This window comes from Brevibacterium oceani, assembly GCF_013623835.1.
Classification (GTDB): domain Bacteria; phylum Actinomycetota; class Actinomycetes; order Actinomycetales; family Brevibacteriaceae; genus Brevibacterium; species Brevibacterium oceani.
This window is the reverse complement of sequence record NZ_JABKDE010000008.1, coordinates 19,023-41,885: the sequence shown is the minus strand read 5'-3', so window position 1 is coordinate 41,885 and position 22,863 is coordinate 19,023. Positions and strand designations below refer to the sequence as shown.

General features: G+C 62.4%; 20 protein-coding genes. 8 read left to right on the top strand and 12 right to left on the bottom strand.

What is annotated here, in order from left to right; translation table 11 throughout:
- The first annotated feature begins 2 nt into the window (after nt 1-2).
- The 5 genes from HK401_RS16420 to HK401_RS16400 are packed head-to-tail and all read left to right on the top strand — an operon-like array spanning nt 3 to nt 4,873.
- Nucleotides 3-752: an SDR family NAD(P)-dependent oxidoreductase gene (locus HK401_RS16420; RefSeq protein WP_181275743.1), complete on the top strand. Its 750-nt coding sequence runs from the start codon at nt 3-5 to the stop codon at nt 750-752.
- Complete coding sequence (locus HK401_RS16415) at nt 749-2,143, top strand: amidase (protein ID WP_181275742.1); 1,395 nt, start codon at nt 749-751, stop codon at nt 2,141-2,143. The genes HK401_RS16420 and HK401_RS16415 overlap by 4 nt, the downstream gene beginning before the upstream one ends.
- Entirely contained in the window at nt 2,140-2,943 is an 804-nt protein-coding gene (locus HK401_RS16410) for a polysaccharide deacetylase family protein (RefSeq protein WP_181275741.1), read from the top strand. Before HK401_RS16415 ends, HK401_RS16410 begins: the two co-directional genes overlap by 4 nt.
- Nucleotides 2,940-3,755 carry an SDR family NAD(P)-dependent oxidoreductase gene (locus HK401_RS16405; protein ID WP_181275740.1) on the top strand — a complete coding sequence of 272 codons (816 nt, stop codon included), beginning with the start codon at nt 2,940-2,942 and terminating at the stop codon, nt 3,753-3,755. Before HK401_RS16410 ends, HK401_RS16405 begins: the two co-directional genes overlap by 4 nt.
- Nucleotides 3,756-3,796: 41 nt before the next feature.
- Complete coding sequence (locus HK401_RS16400) at nt 3,797-4,873, top strand: ABC transporter substrate-binding protein (protein WP_181275739.1); 1,077 nt, start codon at nt 3,797-3,799, stop codon at nt 4,871-4,873.
- Between the two features lie 265 nt (nt 4,874-5,138).
- Here HK401_RS16400 and HK401_RS16395 read toward each other — a convergent pair whose 3' ends face one another.
- From HK401_RS16395 to HK401_RS16385, 3 genes are all read right to left on the bottom strand, one after another.
- On the bottom strand, nt 5,139-5,549 hold the full coding sequence (locus HK401_RS16395) for a VOC family protein (protein ID WP_181275738.1): 411 nt from the start codon (nt 5,547-5,549) through the stop codon (nt 5,139-5,141).
- An 87-nt stretch (nt 5,550-5,636) separates the two neighbouring features.
- The gene (locus tag HK401_RS16390; RefSeq protein WP_181275737.1) at nt 5,637-6,680 is read right to left on the bottom strand and encodes an AF_0692 family protein; all 1,044 of its coding nucleotides are present in this window, start codon (nt 6,678-6,680) and stop codon (nt 5,637-5,639) included.
- Entirely contained in the window at nt 6,677-7,285 is a 609-nt protein-coding gene (locus HK401_RS16385) for a TetR/AcrR family transcriptional regulator (protein WP_181275736.1), read from the bottom strand. The genes HK401_RS16390 and HK401_RS16385 overlap by 4 nt, the downstream gene beginning before the upstream one ends.
- Nucleotides 7,286-7,402: 117 nt before the next feature.
- On the opposite strand from HK401_RS16385, the gene HK401_RS16380 reads away from it, so the two are divergent.
- Nucleotides 7,403-8,062, top strand: a complete 660-nt coding sequence (locus tag HK401_RS16380) for a pentapeptide repeat-containing protein (RefSeq protein ID WP_181275735.1) — start codon at nt 7,403-7,405, stop codon at nt 8,060-8,062.
- 35 nt (nt 8,063-8,097) lie between these two features.
- Here HK401_RS16380 and HK401_RS16375 read toward each other — a convergent pair whose 3' ends face one another.
- The 8 genes from HK401_RS16375 to HK401_RS16340 form a co-directional block, all read right to left on the bottom strand.
- On the bottom strand, nt 8,098-8,604 hold the full coding sequence (locus tag HK401_RS16375; protein ID WP_181275734.1) for a hypothetical protein: 507 nt from the start codon (nt 8,602-8,604) through the stop codon (nt 8,098-8,100).
- Between the two features lie 90 nt (nt 8,605-8,694).
- Nucleotides 8,695-9,753, bottom strand: a complete 1,059-nt coding sequence (locus HK401_RS16370; RefSeq protein WP_181275733.1) for a DNA polymerase III subunit beta family protein — start codon at nt 9,751-9,753, stop codon at nt 8,695-8,697.
- Nucleotides 9,754-9,804: 51 nt separating this feature from the next.
- The gene (locus HK401_RS16365) at nt 9,805-10,689 is read right to left on the bottom strand and encodes an amidohydrolase family protein (protein WP_181275732.1); all 885 of its coding nucleotides are present in this window, start codon (nt 10,687-10,689) and stop codon (nt 9,805-9,807) included.
- Between the two features lie 52 nt (nt 10,690-10,741).
- Nucleotides 10,742-11,734, bottom strand: coding sequence for a 3-hydroxyacyl-CoA dehydrogenase NAD-binding domain-containing protein (locus tag HK401_RS16360; RefSeq protein ID WP_181275731.1), 993 nt, complete (start codon nt 11,732-11,734; stop codon nt 10,742-10,744).
- On the bottom strand, nt 11,731-13,791 hold the full coding sequence (locus HK401_RS16355; protein ID WP_181275730.1) for an acetoacetate--CoA ligase: 2,061 nt from the start codon (nt 13,789-13,791) through the stop codon (nt 11,731-11,733). Before HK401_RS16355 ends, HK401_RS16360 begins: the two co-directional genes overlap by 4 nt.
- 11 nt (nt 13,792-13,802) lie before the next feature.
- Nucleotides 13,803-14,648: a crotonase/enoyl-CoA hydratase family protein gene (locus tag HK401_RS16350; protein ID WP_181275729.1), complete on the bottom strand. Its 846-nt coding sequence runs from the start codon at nt 14,646-14,648 to the stop codon at nt 13,803-13,805.
- Complete coding sequence (locus HK401_RS16345; RefSeq protein ID WP_219922024.1) at nt 14,645-16,222, bottom strand: acyl-CoA synthetase; 1,578 nt, start codon at nt 16,220-16,222, stop codon at nt 14,645-14,647. The genes HK401_RS16350 and HK401_RS16345 overlap by 4 nt, the downstream gene beginning before the upstream one ends.
- A complete protein-coding gene (locus HK401_RS16340; protein ID WP_181275728.1) occupies nt 16,219-17,607 on the bottom strand; it encodes an MFS transporter in 1,389 nt (462 codons plus the stop codon). The genes HK401_RS16345 and HK401_RS16340 overlap by 4 nt, the downstream gene beginning before the upstream one ends.
- 159 nt (nt 17,608-17,766) lie before the next feature.
- Here HK401_RS16340 and HK401_RS16335 point away from each other — a divergent pair, with 159 nt between their 5' ends.
- The gene (locus HK401_RS16335) at nt 17,767-18,579 is read left to right on the top strand and encodes a PaaX family transcriptional regulator (protein ID WP_181275727.1); all 813 of its coding nucleotides are present in this window, start codon (nt 17,767-17,769) and stop codon (nt 18,577-18,579) included.
- A gap of 35 nt (nt 18,580-18,614) precedes the next feature.
- Here HK401_RS16335 and HK401_RS16330 read toward each other — a convergent pair whose 3' ends face one another.
- Nucleotides 18,615-19,529, bottom strand: a complete 915-nt coding sequence (locus HK401_RS16330) for a LysR family transcriptional regulator (RefSeq protein WP_181275726.1) — start codon at nt 19,527-19,529, stop codon at nt 18,615-18,617.
- Between the two features lie 139 nt (nt 19,530-19,668).
- On the opposite strand from HK401_RS16330, the gene HK401_RS16325 reads away from it, so the two are divergent.
- Nucleotides 19,669-22,794 (top strand): cytochrome P450, encoded by a 3,126-nt coding sequence (locus HK401_RS16325; protein WP_181275725.1) that lies wholly within the window; start codon nt 19,669-19,671, stop codon nt 22,792-22,794.
- Nucleotides 22,795-22,863: the final 69 nt, after the last annotated feature.

Sequence of the window (22,863 nt, the reverse complement as noted above, 5' to 3'; positions counted from 1 at the left end):
TCATGAGCGTCGTTCTGATCACCGGTTCCTCTAGCGGGATCGGTCGTGCCACAGCCGAACGGCTCGCAGACTCTGGGCATGCCATCGTCATTCACGGGTTGGACAACACCGAGACCGCTGCGGTCGAACGATCGCTTCGATCGAAGGGCGCGAGCGTGGCCTCGGTGTGCGGAGACGTTGCTGAAACCTCGACGATCAACAGTCTCCTCGATGCTGTGCAAAGTCTGCCAGGACAGTTATCCGGCGTGGTGAGCAACGCGGGTGCGGGACTGACTAAAGAATTCGAGAAAATCGATGACGAAGGGTGGCTGCGACTATTCGAAACCCATTTATTGGCCGCCGCTCGACTGTGTCGGGCAACTAGCGCACCTCTAGCGGAAAGCAAAGGCGCCGTCGTCATCACGTCCAGCGTCGCTGCCCGCCTCGCGGTCCCAGAGAGGGTCGGTTACGGAGCGGTGAAGGCAGGTATCGAGGGGCTGGTCCGGGGACTCGCGTCGGAATGGGGTCCCCGTGGAGTGCGGGTCAACGCCGTATCGCCGGGAACGATAGTGACCCCGTTGGTCCAGCGCAACTTCGATACCGGACTGCTTGATCCCTCCGGAGTGCTAGAACGCACTCCACTTGGTCGATTCGGAGAACCGCAGGAAGTCGCTTCAACAATCGAATTCTTACTTTCCACAGATGCGAGCTACGTCACCGGACAGACGATAGCTGTTGATGGGGGCTGGAGCGCGTGGGGAGGCTGGTCATGATCGATCGTTCCGCAGCAGAGATCGCTGAGCAAGTGCGATCCGGGGAGGTCGCCGCTGTCGATGTCGTCTCAGCTCACCTCGAGCGCATCCGAGCTTTTGAGCCGCAACTGAATTCGTTCATAACCGTCGCCGAAGATGCGGCACTGGAACAAGCGGCTCGGGTGGATGAATTGGTCGCCCTAGGCAAAGATCCGGGGCCGCTCGCCGGAGTCCCGTTCTCCGTCAAGGACACCTACGACACTGCAGGCATGAGGACGACATACGGCTCCACAATCTTTGACGATAATGTGCCGTCGGAGAGCTATGCGCCCGTCGAACGCCTGATCAACGCCGGAGGTGTACTCGTCGGCAAGACGAACACCCCTGAATTCGCAGTGTTCATCCGAACAGTGAACAAACTCATGGGTGAATGTAGAAATGCATGGGACCGTCGACGAATAGCCGGTGGCTCGAGCGGAGGAGCCGCGGCATCTGTAGCGATGGGACTGACACCGATCGCGCTTGGCAGTGATGGTGGTGGCTCTGTGAGAATTCCGGCCGCTCTCAATGGAGTATTCGGACTGATGCCAAGCCGCGGGCGTTTGCCGAGATCGAGGCACGGCATCTCCACCCGGAATTTCAGTGCGGCAGGTCCGATCACCAGATTTCCCCGTGACCTCCAGCTGATGCTGGACGTGATGACTCAGGCTAATGCCGACGATCCTCTCAGTCGTGGAATCTGTCCGCCTGTGCTGCCGACTCGTCGCGGCCATGTCCGGGGAATAAGATGGATCGAGCGCAACGGAATGGTCAAATGTGACGCACGAGTGAGCCGCATCGTGAAGACTGCCGCGGCAAATCTCGCCGATGAGCTGTCAGTTGATCTCATTGATGACGGCAGCTCACTGCCGAGCAAAGAGTACACGGACCTCTTCTACGCGATGATGAAAGCTGACAGGCTGGCAAGCGGCGGTGGCGAATTGCTGGATTCTCCATTCAGTGACCAGCTAACCGACTATGCGCGACACCACCTGCGCGGAGCGCGTGAGGTCTCCGGCGCTGAATACTCCCGCGGATTGGAAGCTCAATTCCACGCCACGGACGCGATCTTCTCACTCTTGGAAGAAGACCTGATCGTGGCCACCCCGACTGTCCAGATCACGGCTCCGCTGATTCCACGGGGTGTCCAGCCGTTGCCGGAGGACGCACGTGCCTCCTTCGTGGCTAACACATTCCTGATGAACTTCACCGGATTTCCAGCGGTGACTATTCCCTGCGGGCATATAGACGGGCTTCCGGTCGGTCTCCAGCTCGTCTCCGTTCCCTTCGACGAAGAACGGCTCATCGAACTCGCCGAACACGTCTGCCTGAAAGCACCATCACCCTCGATGATTAAAGGAGAAATGCCATGAGTCTTCCCGTGATGCTGACCTTCGACATGGATGCAGAAAACCTATGGACAGCAAGAGACCCGAAAGGAAAAGGCAAACCTGTTTGGGTATCCCAAGGTACCTACGGACCGGAAGTTGGTCTGCCGAGGATATTGAGTCTGCTGTCTCGGTATGACCTTCCCGCCACGTTTTTCGTTCCCGGGGAGGTCATCGAAAATCACCCTGTTGCGGTCGAGTCAATTCTGGAGCGCGGACACGTCGTAGAACACCACAGCTACACCCATACGTGGTCAGACGAATTGGACGAGTCTGCGGAGCGGGAGGAATTCCAGAAAGGGTGGGACGCCATCGTTTCAGCCACAGGTCGGAAACCGAAGGGGTGGCGCTCTCCAGCAGGCGAGCTAACAGAGAACACGATCACGCTCATGGAGGAGTTCGGTTTCTCTTACTCGTCGAACCTATTCGACAGCGACACTGCGCATTGGCTCACAGACCGCGGGAGAGTCACCGACATCGTGGAACTCCCGTTTGCCTGGGTACTGGACGACGCGCCGTTCTTCCTATATTCCAACCGACTTCCAGGGCGGACTATGGCGGCCCCGAGTGCAGTTGTCGAGTCATGGATCGCCGAATTCGAGGGACTACGAACCGAACCAGGCACGCACATGCTAATCGGAATGCATCCGCAAGTGATCGGCAGGCACTCCCGACTTACTGTTCTCGAACAGACGGTCCGCCACATTCTAGAATCGGGGGACGGTGAGTTCATCGCTTGCGAGGATTACGCTGCGCGAATTCGAGAAAGCAATACTGGTCGATGACTCCCGTAGATCTGAAGACCGCTCTCGGCGATCGGAAACTCGTAATCGTCACGGGAGCATCAAACGGCATAGGGGCGGCCTGCCTGGAGAAGCTGGTCACTGAGGGCTATTCGGTCCTTGGGCTGGATCGGGCCTCGTCAGAAGCTGGCAAGGACAGTGGCCATTCCCCTCGAGCGACGCAGAGCTCCACCTCGGTCCGATTCGACCGCGCTCCGGGCAAGAGTGCCGTTTTTGAATGTGACGTTCGTGACTACTCACGGATGTCGGACATCGCAGACGACCTCAAACATGCTGAACTCACCGTCAACGGTATTGTGAATGTGGCAGGTGTCTCGCCCACAGGTGATGTGTTCGAGACTACAGACGAAGAATGGGAACGCACGTTCGCTGTCAATGTTGGCGGAATCCGGAATACGACACGAGCGTTCGCGCCGCTAATGCATCGCCCCGCGAGCATCGTCAACGTCGCGTCAGGAGCTGGACTCCGCGCCCTTCCACAACTCGCGGCTTATGTCGCTTCCAAACATGCAGCAGTCGGACTTACCAAAGCCATGGCGTTGGATCTGGCTGGTCGAAACGTCCGAGTCAATTGTGTCTGTCCCGGGCAGGTCGACACGGCCTTGGCACGTCAAGTGCAAGAAGGACGCAAAGGGGAGTCTCGCGAGCGGGCTGCCTCATTGAGCGACTATATGATCCCGCGCATCGGACTTCCGCGGGAAATTGCTGAACCGGTCAGTTTTCTGCTCTCAGATTCCGCTTCCTATATCACCGGGTCGACCGTGTCCGTCGACGCCGGGAGAACACAGCACTAGAGAACCCAATTGCACAGTTCGGATTCAAAGAAGGAATGACTATGACGACCATGGACCGTCGAAAGTTGCTGACTGGCGTTGGCCTAGCGACGCTCAGCATCCCGTTGTTGGTAGGGTGCCGGCCGAGAGAACAAAGCGGGGGAAATAATCGATCCTCGCTGCAGATCAACAGCTTCGGAGGAACGTTCCAAAAGGCAGTCGAGGATACAGTCGTCGCGCCATTCCAGAAGGACAGCGGCACATCGGTGGACGTAACTACCGCAATCTCGAGCGATGCCCTGGCTCGCTTGAAGTCGTCGCCGAAAGACAGCCCAGCCTACGATGTTGCGTATATGGATCTCGCGGTCATTTACCAAGCAATCGCAGCCGATCTCGTGCAAAAGATCGACACGGACAAACTCTCCTCACTAAGTGACATTTATCCGTTGGCAGTGGACGAAGAAGGTTATTGGGTTGCGGAACTGGTGTCGATGACGGGAATCGCCTATAACACTGAGAAGGTCGATACTCCGCCGAACAGTTGGAACGACCTGTGGGACTCGAATCTTAAAGACAAAATCGCCATAAGTGACATCGGTGGAACAGCTGGCTATCAGTTTCTTGTGCAGTCGGCCAAGTTGAATGGCGGAAATGAGAACGCTATCGACCCGGGATTCAGCGCAGTCAAGAAGTTGTCGGACAACATTGTCTCCTACTACAAGACGCCTGACGAGATGAGCAAGCTTTTATCATCTGGTGAGGCCTATATGGGCCCCTGGTACGCGGACCGTGCTAGCGCATTGAAGAAGAGTGGCGCACCGGTCGACTTCGTCGTACCGAAAGAAGGCGCCATCGCCGTGTTATCGGCAATGTGTGTTCCCGCTGGCACGAACATGCTAGACGAAGCACATGCGTACATCGATTATCAACTTGCGGCAAAAACGAACTCGGAATTCGTCAAGGCGATCGCCGAGGGGCCAACCAATAAGGAGGTGAAATTGGACGATAGCTATCTCAATGACAATTTCATCCCTTACGGCGAGGATGCGATCAGCGCACTCATCGAACAGGATTCAAAGGCGATTGCGCAGAACCTATCCGGTTGGGTTGATCGGTGGAACTCCGAAATAGTGAACTAGCGCGACCAAGCTCTTTTCGCAACGGAGTATAAGTAGCGCCAAGTTCAAACGCTGTGGGTTAGTACTGGATTCAGTTTGCTGTCGTTACGTTGTGGGCCGGAATTAGAATCGATTTCGGTTGCTTCCATCCCGTCGGCAGACGAAGACAATGTGTAGTTGCGGGCGCATTCGTTATGCACGTCGCAACGACCGAATCGGGATTTTGCCGATCGAAGAGTATCGATTGAAAGGAGGTGTTTTCTTCTGCTCTTGACCGAAGCTAGCTTTACGTTGCCGCCTTCGCCGTCTGCTCATTGGCGACGAGCTCCCAGATGTACCCGTCCTGGTCGGCGAAGTAGCCCATGTACGATGCGTCGACATCCTGCGCCGGCTCTGCGGACCCGCCGGCAGCGACGGCCCGGTCGATGACATCGTCGATTTCCCCTCGGGTGGCAAAAGCACAGGAGATGATGCTGGCTCCGGGAACCGGGTCCTTCGAACCTGCTGGCCCCGAAAGAGCGAGGTACTCACCGTACTCGTCTGCCGCAATGAAGAAGACGGACAGATTCGGCAGCTCGAAGGCGACGATGCCGTCCTCGACCCCGTCTGTCTCGAGGCCGAGGCCGTCGCGGTAGAACTCTGCCGTGCGGTCGGGGTCGACAACCGGCAATGACATGATCGTCGTCAGTGGCTTCATGCTGGCGGTCTAGTGGCCGAGAACCCCTGTGGGGAGGGCCCAGCCTCATCGGCATCGGCGAAGTCTGTCGGGAACAGACAGGCAGAGTCAGCGGACGTGATCGCCTGCTGTCCCGCGCGAGATACGTACTTGCAGGCGACGATCGAGCCCGATCATCGCGAGGACGGTCACGACGAGGATGACGACCAGACCGATGAGGTTGATCGTATTGGGCATGAGGAAGATCATCCCACCCACGGTGTGGGCGACAAGTGCCCCCGCGATCACGGCGAGCGTAGAGCGCTCGTTCCATTGTTCCGATCGCGACGCCGCATTGAGGATCCAGGCGGAGACAGCCGTGAGAGCCAATGCGAGCAGCATCGGCACCAGGACGAGTGACCCCTGGGTGAAGACCGGCTGCTCTGCTCCGAAGGTGGGGAAGGTGAGGTACATTCCGACCAGGACTGCCGCGCCGGCCCCGATCCGCCACCACCAAAGATTCACGGGCGCCAGTGCCCGCGACGTTCGTGATGACAGAGGCGTTCCGTCGGAATCGAATCGTCGGGGAAGCACGACGAGCGCGATGATGCCCAGGCCGACGATGACGATCGCAAACGCGACGATATATGGCATCGGAGCCTGATATCCGGGATCTTGTGAAGGCGGCACAGCCACCCGAAGGATCGCAGTGCCGAGGACGGCCACTACGGCAACGAGGGTCGTGGTGCGTTTCCTCAGGTACGGGCGTCTGCGCTGCTCGGGGAAGAGGAGTTCGACGAGGGCGATGGGGATGAGGACCGTGAAGACGATGTGATAGAGCGCATTCGCCTCCCAATAGGGAACATTGAAACCGAAGACGCGCAGGCCCCATTGAGCGGCATCGTAGAGATGCGGACTGGTCAGGGCCTGCAGTCCGAGTCCGTCTTCGAGGAGCTCATAGGCGACTCCCAAGACCACCAGACTCGGCCATCCGCGACCGGCTCGAAAGGTCAGCTCACGGATCAGGAGCACGCCGGCACCATAGACAGGGACCCAGAGAATCACAAACCAGGCAAGCGTGATCGGAGTGGAGCCCAATGACAGTTCGGCGATGAGGGGTGTGAGCACGACCAGAAGCCATGCGGCTTTCCTTTTGCTGCTGCGTTGAGTCATGACAGTGACGACCTTCCTTCTGGTGAACCGACGGCGCGATGGAACGTCGCGACGAGTTCGTCGGCGTAGTGGTCGAGGTCGAGGTCCGGGTTAAATCGCAGGATGAAGGGGATTCCGTCGACCGAGCGTTGAATCGTCGTGGCCATGATCGTCGTGTCGAATTCTGTGAACTCGCCGGCTGCTTGGCCGTCGATGAGGATCCGTTCGACCTCGGAGACCACATGGGATTCCTGCTCGTCGCCGTAGACCTCGCGTCCTTCTGTCAGGTGGTGTTCGAGCATGATCGTCATCAGCGCACTCATCGGGTCCCGGTGATCTTTGGTCAGCCCCACAGCGGCGCGGACGTAGCCTTCGAGCGCCGAGGTGGGGGAGGAGGCCCGATGGTGCCCGGCATCCGCCATATACGTGCTGATGAGTTGGTAGATATGCGACACGACGGCTTCGATGAGGTCGTCTTTGTTCGCGAAGTGATAGGAGATCGTCCGCGTCGACTTCACCCCTGCCTGTTTCGCGATGTTGTGGAATGTTGCCACACGATAGCCGGATTCTGCGAGCAGGCTGATCGCTGCTTTGACGATCTGCGCTCGGCGTGCCTGGTTCGTCAAGGACGAATGTACTTGCATGAGTAAATTATTACTCGCTCGAGTACTGGCGTCAACGGTCCATGGCATCTGCCCGTGGAGGAGACGCCGCATGTCACCGCTAACCGATACCCTGCGATCATGACGACTGACGCTCCCCGCCCACCGAAGATCGACAACGGACCACTGACTCCCGGCTACCTCGGCGATCTTGGTCCGGAGGAGTTCATCGAGGGCATGGAATTCACCGATCTCGACCTCACCGAGGTGGATTCCTCTTTGGCGACGTTCCTTGACTCGTCCCTGAGCAGAGTGAACTTCGGCGAGACCGAATCACCGGTGAATCTCACCGGCGCGCGATTGTCCGCCACCACGATCGCTGACTCCCGTGCCGACACGTGGACGATGCCGCGAGGCAACCTCCTGCACACCGAAATCAGCGGCACACGGATCGGTGCCGGGGTCGTCCACGACAGCGTGTGGGAGAAGGTTCTGGTCAGCAACTGCCGCATCTCCTACCTCAACCTCCGCGGCGCCAAGCTCACCGATGTCGAGTTCCGTGACTGCGTCATCGATGAGATCGACCTCGACCGAGCGAAGGTCAACCGCGTGTCCTTCCCAGGGAGCACAGTCGGTGTCTTCCAATGCGAAGGAGCCACACTCGGCAACGTCGATATCCGCGGACTGCAGCCGCACAAGATCTCCGGAGTGCACTCGCTGCGCGGAGCCACCATCGACGAGACGCAGCTGATGCTCTTCGCCGAACTGTTCGCCCGTAAACTCGGGATCAGTGTGGAGTGACGTGAGCGGTCCTGCTGCCGTGACGGCTCAGATACTCACGATGCGCCAGGAGCAGACTCGCGGCGGGCGGAGTCCCTATCGTCGATGGACCGATGCACCTCACGGATCGCCGTCCGGATCGTCTCACCGTAGCCATCATCGGGCAAAGCACCGCAGCGTTCTTCGGCCTGGGTGATGTGCTCCAGCGCAGAGTCAAAGGCTTCCAACCTGCGGAGATTGTCCGCGATATTGAGGAAGAGACTCGGATAGAATCCGGCAACCTGGAGGCTGTGATGGTGCTGTTGCGCACGGTCATCGGTGATCGACGCAGCGGCATCGAGTGCGCGAGTGTCCCAGATGAGTGCCTCGGCCGGATGGTCGCAGAGATCGGCCAGATAGTGCGCCAGGGTGCAGCGATGGAATGGGTCGCCGGAGGCACCGATCTGCTGCCACACGTCGAGCAGACCTATTCGAGCTGCAGCGACGTCTCCGGATCGTCCGAGCTCGACGGCTCTTCCGATGATCTCCATGGTGGAATCAGGTGCGACGGGGGATGAGGTCATGTGAATGGTCCGTTTCTGTCAGGACGATGAGTGGTGAGGGCGAGAGGTGCAGATGTCTGCAGGACGCACGAGGAGGGCTGTGATTCGGGTCTACTCCGCGGGTTCGCGGCACGGCATGACGATCGTGGTGAAGTCACCGTCGTCAGCAGATCGCAGGACCGCCGGCTGATCTGTCCCTCGGAGATCGAGGAGCAGATCATCTCCGACGGCGCTGGCGAGTGCCGGGTACAGTGTCGTCATCTCGAACCAGAGTGTCAGCTCGGAGCCGTCAGCTGTTCCGTCGAGATCGACATCGCCATCCGGACGCAGAAGTCGGAGTCGACCCGAGTCGACTCGGAGACAGACATGCTCCGCTTGCTGCTGTTCCAAGACTCGGAGAATCTGTCGTTTGTCGACCGTGCAGCGATGAGTTGCGGTGGCCAGAGAGCCGACGAGCTGCTGGAAGTCGGGATACGCCTCATCCGTCAGCTGGCAGTGACTCACCGAGCCGTCACTGAGGCGGAGGCAGAGGAGGTTGCCTGCTGCAGTGAGAGTTACTGTTGCACTCCTGCGGATTACCGAGACGGCGTTGCGCAGGTCGTCGCCGGACACCGTGCCGGACCAATCGGTTGAGGCCGGCTGAAGCGGCACCAGCGTGCGCATGGCGAAACGGTATCGATCAGTGGCCGCGAGGGACACCGAATCAGGTGCAACGACCAGCCGGACGCCGTTGAGAACCGGAAAATCGGGATCGACGGCGGCAGCGGTGAGTATCTGGTCGACCGCGGAGGCCAGGACTGGACCCGGCAGACTGCACAGTGTGAGCGACGCATCCGCACCGAGCGAATCCTTGAGGCGTGCGGCGGATCGCTGCATCTGTGCAGTCTTGGCAGAGACCTTCGACATGTGGTCGCCGAGGATGCGCAGAGATTCCGCATTGTCCGAACCGAAGAACCGTGTTACGTCCGCCAGCGGCATCCCGATATCGCGAAGCTGACTCAAACGATGTGCGGACGCCACCTGCGAATCGCTGTAGAAGCGATAGCCGGTCTGGGCGTCGACACGCTCGGGTCGGAGGATTCCGACATCGTCATAGAATCGCAGTGCGCTCGCAGTCAGGCCGACTATTCTGGCGAATGTGCCGATCGGCATCAGGTCTGAATCAGTCACACGATCATTGTCAGGTCTCAATCAGGGTGAAGGTCAACCTCCCACTTCTTCTCACAACCCCAGAATCCGAACTGCGTTGTCCTTCATGATCAGCGGTACGGCATCGGGCTTGATCTCGAGCTTCTCGAAGTCGCTGATCCATCGTTCGGGTGTGATGAGTGGGAAGTCGGATCCGAAGAGCGTCTTATGTTTGAGCATCGACCCGATTGCCCGAGTCAGCTGCGGTGGGAAGTACTTCGGCGACCATCCCGACAGATCGATGAAGACATTGGCCTTGTGAGTGGCGATCGAGATCGAGGCGTCTGCCCACGGCACCGAGGGGTGGGCGAAGATCATCGTCAGTTCGGGGAAGTCCGCCGCGACGTCGTCGAGGAGCATCGGATCCGAATACCGCAGCTTGATGCCGCGGCCACCGGGCAGACCGGCACCGATCCCGGTCTGCCCGGTGTGGAAGAGCGTGACGAGTCCGTGTTCGGCGCAGGCCTCGTAGATCGGATAGTACGTCCGGTCGCTGGGGTCGAAGCCCTGCAGGCTCGGGTGGAATTTCATCCCCCGGACCCCGTAATCGACGGCGAGATCATGGATCCGGGTGACCGCCGCGGCGGTATTGAGAGGATCGACCGATCCGAAGGGAATGAGGACGTCGTTGTGTTCGGCGGCCTTCTCGGCGATCATCTCGGACGACACGGCCGGGTGGCCGCCGAGAGCGGTCGTGGCGTCGACGGTGAAGATCACAGCCGCCATCTTCCGTTCGCGATAGTACGTCGCGAGATCGTCGACCGTGGGCGTGCGAGGGACCGGTGCTCTGAAGTACCCCGCCGAGGCGTCGAGGAGCTCTTGATCGAGCGAGGTGTGCTGGTGATCATCGGCTTCGACGTGAGTGTGCACGTCGATGGCGGTGATCGTCGAGAGGTCGATGTTCGGCTGGTAGATCATGAGTGTTGCTCCAGGAGAGTGGTGGTCGATATCGGGCGGGAGGCGAGGAGCCCTACGGCAGCTCCCCGTACCTGCGCTTGAGGGCGATGAGTTCGAGCAGCATCTCGTCGCGCTGCTTGGCCATGAGCACCGGATCCCTGCCTTCGAGCTCATCATCGACTCCGGCGACGAGCTTGTCGGTCAGTTCCTCGCCGAGGTGGACCCGCCCCAGATCCCGCATCCACACCTCCTGCGGCGGCCCCAGGTGTTCGAGGAGGTGCCGCATCCCGTCGGGACCTCCGGACAGGCCCTGCTGCACGAGCGGACCGAGGATCGCCCACCGCAGTCCGGGACCGTAGGAGATCGCCCTGTCGATGTCGGCGACCGAGACGACACCGCGCTCGACGAGGGAGTATGCCTCCTGCCACAGTGCCGCCTGCAGTCGGTTCGTGACATGACCGGGAAGTTCAGCCCGGACGAGGATCGGCTTCTTCCCGATCGATCGGTAGATCTCGAGACTGCGCTCGACGACCTCGGCGGAAGTCTGGGGTGTGGGCACGAGTTCGACGAGGGGGACGAGATGTGCGGGGTTGAAGGGGTGACCGACGACGATCCGCTCGGGGTGCTCAGCGGCCGTGGCTGCGAGCTCGCTCGGAGCGAATCCGGAGGTCGACGAGGCGATGATCGCCTCTGCGGGTGCCGCCGCGTCGGCTTCGGCGAGCATCGCCTGCTTGACCTCGAGGCGCTCGGGACCGCTCTCCTGGACGAAATCGGCATCGCCCACCGCCTCGGCCAGGGAGTTCGTGAAGTGCAGGCGCTCCATCACCGAGGCGGCGTCGTCGTGAGCGAGGACCGCGAGATTGCTCTCGACCTGCGTCCGCAGACGGGCTTCGGCCCCGTCGGCCGGATCGAAGGCCGTGACCGTGTGTCCGGCGGCGAGGAATCCCGTCGCCCAGGCGGCCCCGATGACCCCGGTGCCGAGGACGGCGACGGTGAGAGCGGCGTTCGGGGCGGCCCCCGACTGAGGGTCCGCGGCCGTGTCCGATGGTGTGGGATTCGTGCTCATGCGCGCACCTCTGCTCTCCGCGACCGTGTTGCTTTCCGTGATTGTGCATAGTCGACGTACTCATCCAGCGAACGCGGATCCTGCAGCGCACCGGCGCTCGCCACCGAATCGGCAGACGCCCCTTGGATGATGCGCTTGACGGGAACCTCGAGCTTCTTGCCCGTGCGACCGAGCGGAATCCGGTGCACGGGCACGATCTCGTCGGGTGCGTGCCTGGGGGAGAGCCGAGTCTTCAGCTCTGCACGCAGCCGCATTGCCAGCTCGTCGATGAATGACACACCGGGTTCGGTCTGGACGAAGAGGATGAGCTCACCCATTCCCCCGTCGGGATCTTCGAGGTGGATGACCAGGGCATCGGCCACCTCGGCGATGGTGTCGAGGACGGAATAGAAATCTGCGGTGCCCAGCCGCACCCCGCCCCGATTGAGAGTGGCGTCGGAGCGGCCGGTGACGACGACCCCGCCGCCGGTGGTGAACTGCGCCCAGTCTCCATGGCGCCAGATACCGGGGTACGTGTCGAAGTATGCGGCCTCGTAGCGGGCATCACCGTCGGGCCCCCAGAAGGTGACGGGCATGGAGGGCACCGGTTGGGTGATGACGAGTTCGCCCAGTTCATCGCGGACCTCATGGCCATCCTGGTCGAAGGCCATCGCCGCGAATCCGAGGGAGACTCCCGACATCTCGCCCGAGTAGACCGGGGTGAGCGGGGATGCCTGGAGGATGCCGGTGCACACATCGGTGCCGCCGCAGCCGACGTTGAGCAGCACGTCGGGTCCGAACTGCTCCATGACCCACTCGTAGCCCGCGGCAGGCAGCGGTGCGCCGGCGGCTCCGAACTGCGAGACGGCAGACAGGTCGAACTCTTCCGTGGGGTTGAACCCGGCCTTGCGCGCAGACATGATCGCGCCCGGAGCCACGCCCATGAGCGTGGCCTTCGTGTTCGCGGCGATGCGCCACAGTTCCTTCGGGTCCGGATAGTTCGGATTGCCGTCGATCATGACGATGCCCGATCCGACGAGCAGCCCGCCGACCAGGGTGTTCCACATCATCCACGCGGTCGTGGAGAACCAGCAGAACTGGCTGCCCGGTCCCAGGTCGAAGTGCAGGGCGTGGTTCTTCAGCGTCTCGAGCAGGATGCCGCCGTGGCTGTGGACGATGGCCTTCGGCTTGCCGGTCGTGCCCGAGGAGAAGAGGATGAAGAGGGGGTGGTCGAAGGGCACGGGGGCGAATTCCAGCTCCGCCGAGGTAGCTCCACCGTCCGCGTCCGCCGAGGTGGCCCCGAGCCGCGCATAGGCGACGACGTCGATCGGGTGGTCGACTCCCGAACCGGACGCGAACGCGTCGCGGGTGTGCTCGTCGATTCTGAAGTCGCCGTAGTCGACGGTGACGAGGTGGGTGAGAGTCGGGAGCGCGGCGACGACCTCGGCGAGTTCTCCTGTGCGGTCGACGGCCTTGTTTCCGTACGTGTAGCCGGAGATGGCGAGGAGCACCGTCGGTTCGACCTGGCTGAACCGGTCGATGACGGACTGCGTGCCGAACTCGGGGGCGCAGCTGGCCCAGATCGCGCCGAGGCTCGCCGCGGCGAGGAAGGCGACGAGGGCCTCGGGCTGATTCGGCAGGTAGCCGACGACCCGATCGCCCTTCTCCACACCGAGGTCCACGAGACCGGCGCGGACGCGGGTCACCTCGGCGCGCAGCTGCGCAAACGTCAGTGTGCAGTCGTCACGGGTCTGAGACACCGCGCTCACGGCCACATCGTCGGCCTGTTCGGGAGCGCCGAATGAGTGCTCGGCGTAGTTGAGCGTTGCGCCCGTGAACCACGTTGCGTGCGGCACGACCCGCTTCTCGAGCACCGAAGTGTACGGGCTGTGGGACTTCACCTCGAAGTATTCCCAGACGGACTCCCAGAAATCCTCGATGTCCGTGACTGACCACGTGTAGAGCTCGTCCCAACCGGTGAAGGAGAAGCCGTATCTGCTGTTGATCCAGCCGAGGAAGTCGCCGATGCGGCTGGTCTCGAGGGCGTCGGTGGGGACGTCGCGGATGATCGTCGACATATCGGGTCCTCTCACTTCGTGACTTTGGGGCCGGAGCCGTCGAGGAAGGAGCGCATGAGTTCCTTGGCCTCGGTGCTCGACTGGGCGACGGTGGCCATGAGGGATTCGAGCATGTAGCCCTCGTCGCGGCCGGATTCGACGATGCGCGGCAGCGCCTGGGTGATCGCGTAGTTCGTCACCGGGGAGTTCGAGGCGATCGAGGCGGCGAGTTCGCGTGCTTTGGCCAGACCTTCTCCGGCGCTGACGCGGTAGTTGACGAGTCCGATCGACTCAGCCTCGACAGCGTCGAAGCGGCGACCGGTGAGCATCATGTCCTGGACCCGGCTGAGCCCGATGAGGCGGGGGACTCGCACCGAGGCGCCGCCGCCGACGAAGAGTCCGCGCTTGCCCTCGGGCAGCGCGAAGTAGGCCGATTCCTCGGCCACGCGCAGGTGGGCGGCGGAGGCGAGTTCGAGACCGCCGCCGATCACTCCGCCCTGGAGGACGGCGACGACGGGGATCTGGGATTCGGTGATCCGGTTCATCGTCGTGTGCCAGCCGCGCGAGTGGTGGAGGCCGGCCACGGCGTCGCGCTCGGCCATCTCGGACAGGTCGAGGCCGGCGCAGAAGTGATCGCCGGTGGAGTTGAGTACGATCGCGGAGACCTCAGGCGGGGTGCGGAAGAACTCGCCGAGGCTGGCCACCGTCGCGTCGTCCAGGGCGTTGCGTTTGGCCGGGCGGTCGAGGGTGAGGGTGCCGATGTCGCCCTCGGCTGCGAAGCGCAGAGTCTCGGAGATGTTGACGGTCGTCGGCTGCGCAGAGCTGCCTTCACCATCAGAGATGTCGGTGAGGTGGTGGGATGTGGGGAGGTCGGTCATGCGCTGTCCTTCGGTGCTGGTGCTGAGTTGTCTGTGCTGGGAGTTGAGGGACCGGTGGTCGAGTGTGCGCCAAGACTGCCGGTGGTGCGCAAAGAGACCTTGTGTACCTTTCCCGAGCCGGTGCGCGGGAAGGAATCGACGAAGTCGAAGTACTGCGGAACCTTGTACTTGGCCAGGCGGGTCAGCAGGAAGTCCCGCAGGTCGGAAGCACTCGGGTGCTGTGCCTGGGACTCCGAGGAGAGGACGATGAACGCATGTCCGACTTCGCCCCAACGTTCATCGGCTGCTGCGACGACGGCGGCTTCGGCGACGGAGGGATGGTCGAAGAGGACGGATTCCACCTCGGCGGGGTAGACGTTCTCCCCACCGGAGATGAACATGTCCTTGAGTCGGTCGACGATGAAGAGGAACCCGTCGTCATCGAGGTACCCGATGTCTCCGGTGTGGAACCAGCCGCCGGGGGAGAACGCTGCGTCCGTTGCGCCCTCATTGTTCCAGTAGCCGTTCATGACGTTGGGGCCGCGGACGACGATCTCCCCGTTGACTCCCGCTGAGCAGGCGTTGCCTGATGCGTCACGGACCTCGACCTCGGTGAAAGGCACGGCCCGTCCGGCTGAGCCGGCCTTCTCCAGCGCGAATGCCGCGGGCAGGAAGGTGCACCCGGGGGAGGTCTCGGTGAGTCCGTAGCCCTGACAGAACATGATGTCCTTCGCCTGATACGCCTGGATCAGGGAGACGGGGATCGGGGCACCGCCGGAGTTGACGAACCGCAGCGATGACAGATCTGCGGTCTCCCACCTCGGCGACTGGAGCATGTCGGCGAACATGGTCGTCACTCCCGCCATCCAGGTCAGACCCTCGTGCTCGATGGCGTCGAAGGCCCGGTCAACGTTCCACTTGGATTCGATGAGCATCTGCCCGCCGCGCAGGTAGGTGGTCATCACCTGCTGGTCGAGGCCGATGACGTGGAAAAGAGGAGCAGTGACCAGTGTGACGTCGTCTGCGGTGAGATCGGAGTTGAGGAGGAGGTTGAAGGAGTTCCACAGAAGGTTCGCATGCGTCAGCACTGCGCCCTTCGGCCGTCCCGTGGTTCCGGATGTGAAGAGAAGGAACGCCGGTTCGTCGCCCGCGGGACCGGCCGGGGGAAAGGCAGGGGCCGTCGCCGAGGTGGGAGTCGGATCCCAGTCCACCGTGTCCTTGGCGACGTCGACGCTGAGGCGCTCGACGGTCTCGGCATGCTCGGGGGCGACGATGAGCAGCGAGACCGCGGCATTGCTCAGCTGAAAGTCGAGTTCGGTTGGAACGAGTCGCCAGTTGAGCGGAATGAAGATGGCTCCCAGACGCAGGCAGGCAAGCAGGACCTCGATGAGAGCTGGGTGGTTGGGCCCGAGGTAGGCGACCCGGTCGCCTCGGCGGATGCCCCGCGAGTGGAGCGCGGCCGTCCGGATGAGGGTGCGTTCATGCATCTGGACATACGAATAGTCGATGCCGTCGAAGGTGATCGCGGTCTTCTCGCCGTAGTCGACGGCCTGGCGTTCGGAGAGCCGGGCCAGGCTGGGATGGGTGAAGGTCACGGAGTCGGTCCTTCCATGGCTGCTGGTGGGGTGTCGGCCGTCGGGGCGCTGCCGGAGGGCGCGGTGGTTTCAGCGAAGCGCTGTTCGGACAGGGATCGTGATTTCGTTTCACCCAGTCGCCAGATGCAGAGGATGCTGATTGCCGCCACAGCGAGGAGGACGAGGGAGAGCGGAATGGTCGACGGTGACCCTGTCGAGCTCATGATCGCGGCGAAGAGAACGGGGGAGATGCCGGCACCGATTCCGGCGATCTGGTACCCCAGGGAAGCGCCGGTGTAGCGGTGCTCGGTGTCGAAGAGTTCGGAGTAGAGGCCGGCCAAGGGACCGTAGATCATCGGATGGATGATGCCTTGTCCGACGACCATGCCGATGGTGATGATGAGACCATTCTTCGTCTCGAGGAGGGGGAAGAGCGCGAAGCCCCAGACGGCGATGAGCACGGCACCGGCGATGACTAGTGGTCGCCGGCCGACCGCGTCGGAGAGACGCGACCAGCCGATGATGCCGAAGATGGCGAAGAAGGATGAGAAGGACAGCGCATTGAGGATGGTCTGACGTTCGATGCCGATCTGGACGCCGTAGGCGATGGAGTAGGTCGTGAGCAGGCCCTGGAACATGAAGGCGGACAGCCCGACACCCACGGCGAGGAGGAGTGTGTGGGGTTGCTTGCGCAGGGTCGCAAAGATCGGAATGCCGACCTTCGGCGTGCGCTTCTTCGCTGCCAGGAATTCGGGAGACTCGTCGACTGCGGAGCGGACGATGACACCGACCACCAGCAAGAGGATCGAGGCGAGAAACGGCAGACGCCAGCCCCAGGCGATGAAGGCGTCCGGGCCCATGGCTGCCAGGGTGCCGGCGATGACGAGCGCGGAGACCAGCTGACCCGTGGGCGCCCCGGCGCTGGTGAAGCTGGCCCAGAAACCGCGATTGGAGGTGGAGTGTTCGGCGGACATGAGCATTGCGCCGCCCCATTCGCCGCCGATTGCCACACCCTGGATGACGCGGATGAGGATGAGGAGAACTGGGGCGATGAGTCCGGCCTGGTCATAGGTCGGCAACAGGCCGATTGCGGTGGACGCGATGCCGATGGTGAACATGCTCACGACGAGCATGCGTTTGCGGCCCAGTTTGTCGCCGAAGTGGCCGAACACGATGCCTCCCAGCGGACGGGCCAGGTACCCGGTGGCGAACGTGGCGAGACTGGCCAGAGTGCCGACTGCCGGGGAGAGGTTGGAGAAGAAGACATCTTTGAAGACCAGTGCTGCGCACACGGAGTAGACGAAGAAGTCGTAGTACTCGATGACGCTGCCCAGGTACGCCGAGGCGGCCGCCCGTTTGAGCATCGGTGTCGATTTCGTCGGTGCGGTCGAATTCGTGGAAGCCATGTGATCCTCGCTGATGATGGGGAGGCCCGGTCGCCGGTGATCGGGCTCACGATAATGCTATGCAATTCAACGCCGGTACGTCAATTAAATGCGGTATATAAATTCGCCGAGGCGGTCCGAGGGCCTGGGATCGCCGCTGCGGGACCGTAGAGTGAAGGCATGGCAGTCAATCCGCAGTCCCTCTTCCTCGCGCTCGCCGGCGTCCATATGCTCGACGACGACCGGCCGCTCAGCGGGGCGTCGATCGTGTTCGTCATGAGCAGACTTGGGGTGGGTGAATCCGCCGCGCGGTCGGTGCTGCAGCGCAATGCCGCAAAGGGCTTCATTGTCCGTCGCAAGCAGGGGCGGAAGACGTTCTACACGTTGAGCGAGCGAGCGCGGGGCGTCCTGCGCGAAGGGCAGGAGAAGATGTTCTCCGGCTGGCAGCCGCAGAACTGGGACGGGCGATGGACCTTTGTGCGCGTCCCGGTTCCCGAGTCGAAGCGTGCACTGCGGCATCAGCTGTCCTCGAGGCTGTCGTGGGCCGGATTCGGGCAGGTCGAGGGTGGAACATGGGTGGCGCCGGGACCTCATGATGTGGCTGGGATCTTGGGTGAGGCGCGGGCAGAGCTGACGCCGATCGCCGTCTATGGGGCACCGCAGGATCCGACGACCGATCAGATTCTGCTCGACGCCTTCGATCTGGACGAGCTGGCCGAGCGCTATGAGGCATTCGGGCGGAAGTGGGCGACTGTGGGCTTCGAGTCGCAGGCGTCGATTGACGCTTTGGGATCATGGGAGTCATTGGTGCGGCGCGTCGAACTGCACTTCGACTGGTTGACTCTGGCGCGCACGGATCCGCAGCTGCCCGCGGCACTGTTGCCAGAGGGCTGGCCCGGCGCAGTGCAGGGTGAGAGATTTCGGGAACTGAGCACGCGATTGGAACAAGCCGAGAGCGCCGCGATCGAAGAGTTCTTCGCTGGCCTCAGCTGAGGCGTCAATGCTGCTGTGGCGGGCGGCCTTCACGGTCATCGCCATCCTCGAGCAATGGCGAACTCAATCAGCGCCTGTACCCGCGGTGCCACGGAAACGCGTGCGGGCCAGATGACTTCAACGGCCACCGGATCCACCGCAGGCTCGATCTCCTTGACCACCAACGGGTATCCCTCGTAGCTCGCGGTGTTGTTCAGCCGCTGCACCAGCACCCCATACCCGAGTCCGCGGCCGACGAGGGTCCGCACCACCTCGTAGCTCGTCGTTCGGTGGCGGATCCTCGGCTGCAGTCCGCGGCCGTGGAACATGCCGAGAGTGTGCTGGCTCGACGGTGGAGAGTCGAGGAGGATCATGTCGCGTTCGACCAAGTCTTCGAGCCGAACGGCTTCCCGTGAGGCCAGGGGGTCATCGGCAGAAAGAATGACATGCGCCGGCTGAGCGAAGAGCTGTGCGTGATTGGGCGTTCCAGGGATGAGGGTCTCGTAGACGAACGCCACGTCGATCTCGCCGGACTCCAGCTTCCCCGTCAACAGATCCTGCGTCGTCTCGACGATCTCCAGACTCACCCGCGGGTGCTGATCGCCGAACTCTGCCAGCAGCACAGGCAGGATCATCGGAGCCAGTGTGGGGTAGCAGCCGATCGTGATCGGGCCAGCCAACTCGCCATCCGTCGTTGTCAGGTCACGTTCGAGTTCGTTCGCCTCATTGATGAGACTCGTTGCCCGTGCTGCCAGCTGTTTTCCGGCGGCAGTGAGCACGAGCCCTTGCGCTTTCCGCCTGATGCAGAGCTGCGTACGCATCTGATGTTCAAGTGCCGTGATCGAATCCGAGATCGCCGATGAGGAGACATGCAATTCGGACGCTGCGGCAGAGATCGTGCCCAATCTGGCGGCGGTGATGAGATAGGAAAGTTGGCGCAGGGAGAAGTTCGGGACCTGGTGAATGTGCATATTCGCTTTTCCGGACTAGTTGTCAGATTAATTCCGCGTTTCCTTGCATAGTAGCCGTCGCACACTGGACTGTGAACGCGATCACAGCAACGAGTGATCGCACGAACTGCACAGACTCAACGATGAGGGGGAGACGATGATGACTTCTGGACTCCACACGGACACCCGTTCCACCGAGACCCACCCGGGTGCGACCTCGGCGTCGGTGGCGGACTGGGTGACGATCCCCGAACTCTATGACGACCCGTTCCCGATCTACGAACGTCTCCGCGCCGAAGGCGGCGTCCACTGGGTGCCCGCGGTCAATCGATACCTCATCACCAGCTATGACGCAGTCAGTGCCACCGAACACGACCAGGACGTCTTCTCCGCGAACGAAGAGGGATCCCTGCAGATCCGCGCGATGGGCCACTCCATGCTGCGCCGCGACGATCCGGACCACTATGCACAGCGGCGGGCCTGGCAGCCGATCCTCAAACCCGGCTACGTCAAGCGTGTGTGGACGAAGATGTACCGCGAAGTCGCGGAAGATCTTCTTGCAAAGATGGTCGCCAAAGGCTCCGACGTCGACCTCATCTGGGACTTCGCCGCACCCTACGCAGCAGAGACCCTGCGCCGCATGCTCGGCCTCTACAACGCCGATCAGCTCGATCTGCAGCGCTGGTCGCAGACGATGATCGACGCGACCGGCAACTACGCCGACGACCCCGACGTCTGGGCCAAGGGCGAGAAGTCCTTCAATGAGGTGGATGCAGCGCTCGACGAGATGCTCGAACACCACCTCACCCACCGCGATGACTCGCTCATCTCCGGGCTGTTGTCCATGCCCGGCGATCAGATGCCGATCGAGCAGATCCGCGCGAACATCAAGATGACGATCGGCGGGGGACTCAACGAACCTCGTGACGCGCTCGGGGTCGCTGCCCTGGCCCTGTTCAACCACCCCGAACAGCGCGCCGCAGCCATGGCCAATCCCGCCCTGTGGCCCACCGTGTTCGAGGAGACCATCCGCTGGATCGCGCCCATCGGCATGTACTCCCGCCAGGTCACCCGGGACACCGTGCTCGCCGGCACCCACCTGCCGGCCGGGGCGAAGCTCGGCATCTGCGTGCTCTCAGCGAACCGGGACGAGACCATCTGGGCCAGCGCCGACCAGTTCAACATCCACCGTGAGGCCAAACCCCATCTGGCCTTCAGCAAGGGCGTGCACGTGTGCCTGGGCAACTGGGCTGCTCGCGCAGAGATCGCCGATGTGGCGCTGCCCCTGCTCTTCAACAGCCTCGAAGGACTGCGCATCGACGAGACCCGTGAGACGACGATGGGCGGCTGGGTCTTCCGGGGCATGCTCTCGCTTCCCATCACGTGGTCGAAAGCCAGCGAGACACCCGACTACGGGGCCGAGTCCACCGGTGGCGCCGCCTCGGCGGGCAATTCCATGTCGTCTGCAGTGTCGGAGTACGCAGGAGCCGGGCCGAAGATCGCCGTCATCGGCTCGGGACCCTCTGGCTGCTTCAGCGCGAAGGAGATCCTGCGCCAGGTGCCCGGATCATCCGTCGACGTGTACGACAGACTCCCCGTGCCCTACGGACTGCTGCGCTACGGTGTGGCCGCAGACCACCAGGGCACAAAATCCGTGTCGACGCAGTTCGACCGTCTCTTCGCCGATCCCCGGGCGAGGTTCATCGGCAACACCGAACTGGGCGCCGATGTCACCATGGACGAGCTCAAAGCCAACTACGACACCGTGGTCCTCGCCAGCGGACTCTCCCACGACCGTGTTCTCGACATCCCCGGCGCGGACCTGCCGCAGGTCTATCGCGCAGGGACGATCACCCGCCTGCTCAACGGGCACCCCGACGAGGTCGAGTCGGCCGATGGTGATGTCGAGCCAGTGCTCGGGCGCCATGTTGCCATCGTCGGGCAGGGCAATGTCGCCATCGACATCAGCCGCCTCCTCACCTGCGCCTCCGAATCTTTGGACGGCAGCGACATCAACGACCGCATCCACGGAAATCTGCGCGCAGGCATCGCCCGCGTCGACGTCATCGGCCGGTCTGAGCCGCGTGCGGCGAAATTCGACCCCGTCATGATCCGCGAACTCGCTCGAGTCCCCGGACTGACCCATGTCCTCCATGGAGTGAACCTGTCGAGCGTGAGCGTCGGCAAAGACGCGAAGCTCGACGCACTGCGCGACCTCGTCGGGCCCGCGAACCGGTCGGCATCAGCTGAACAGGGCGGTCTCTCGGGGCAGAAGATCGAGGTGCACTGGTGGTTCTCCAGCACACCCGAGGCAGTGACCGGTGCTGAGGCTGTGACCGGCATCGACATCACCCACGACGGTGAAGCCGTCCACCTCGATGTCGACTCGGTCATCACTGCAATCGGATTCGTCCGCGACCCGATGACCGTCGCGAAACAGGGCATCTGCCCGGTCTCGCCGATCCCCGCAGACGGAAAGATCAGCGACGGGCTCTTCGCTATCGGCTGGCTCAAAGGCAACGGCCGCGGCACCATCCCCGACCAGCGCACCGATGCCAGATCGCTGACCGCCGCCATCGCCGCCGAGGTGACTGCCGGCTCGATCTCGACCGGTGCGGCCGGTCTCGACCCGCATGAGAACGCTACCGACTTCGAGGGATGGCGTCGGATCGACGTGAAGGAGCGCCTCGGTGCCGGTGGCGGTCGCTGCCGGACGAAGCTCACCACACGATCTGAGCTGGTGGAAGCTGCACGGGACGCCGGTCTCGACGAACAGCTGAGCACCGCCTCGGCGAGTGCCGCCCACGATCTGGCGCCCGGGCTGCCGGTGACGATTCTCTTCGGGACGGAATCGGGCAATGCCGAACTCGTCGCCGAGGAGCTCGGTGCCTTCCTGGGCGAGAGATCCGCTCTCGAGATCTCGGATCTGGACTCTCTCTCACCCGCCGATCTGGACCCGTCACGGTTCTACCTGGTGGTGTGCTCGACCTATGGGGACGGCGATGTCCCGAGCTCGGCCACACGGTTCTATGCGGAACTGGGGGAACAGGCCGTCGATCTGGGGGGAGTGCGGTTCGCGGTCTTCGGGATGGGCGATGCCAGCTACACGAAGACGTACTCGCGCGGCAGCGAGCTGCTCACCGAAGCGCTTGAAGCACGTGGTGCCGCCCAGGTAGGGGAGTACGGCCGTCACGACGCCGGGGGACCGGTGCCGGCTGCAGAAGCCGCGCGCGAATGGGCGGAAGGAGTGCTGTCCAACCTGTCCGCAGAACTCACGGTCGCCTGATCTTCTGAATCTGCAGGTGCCCGCCACTTGATCCATCGCCACTGAACGACGACAAGCACTGTTGATATC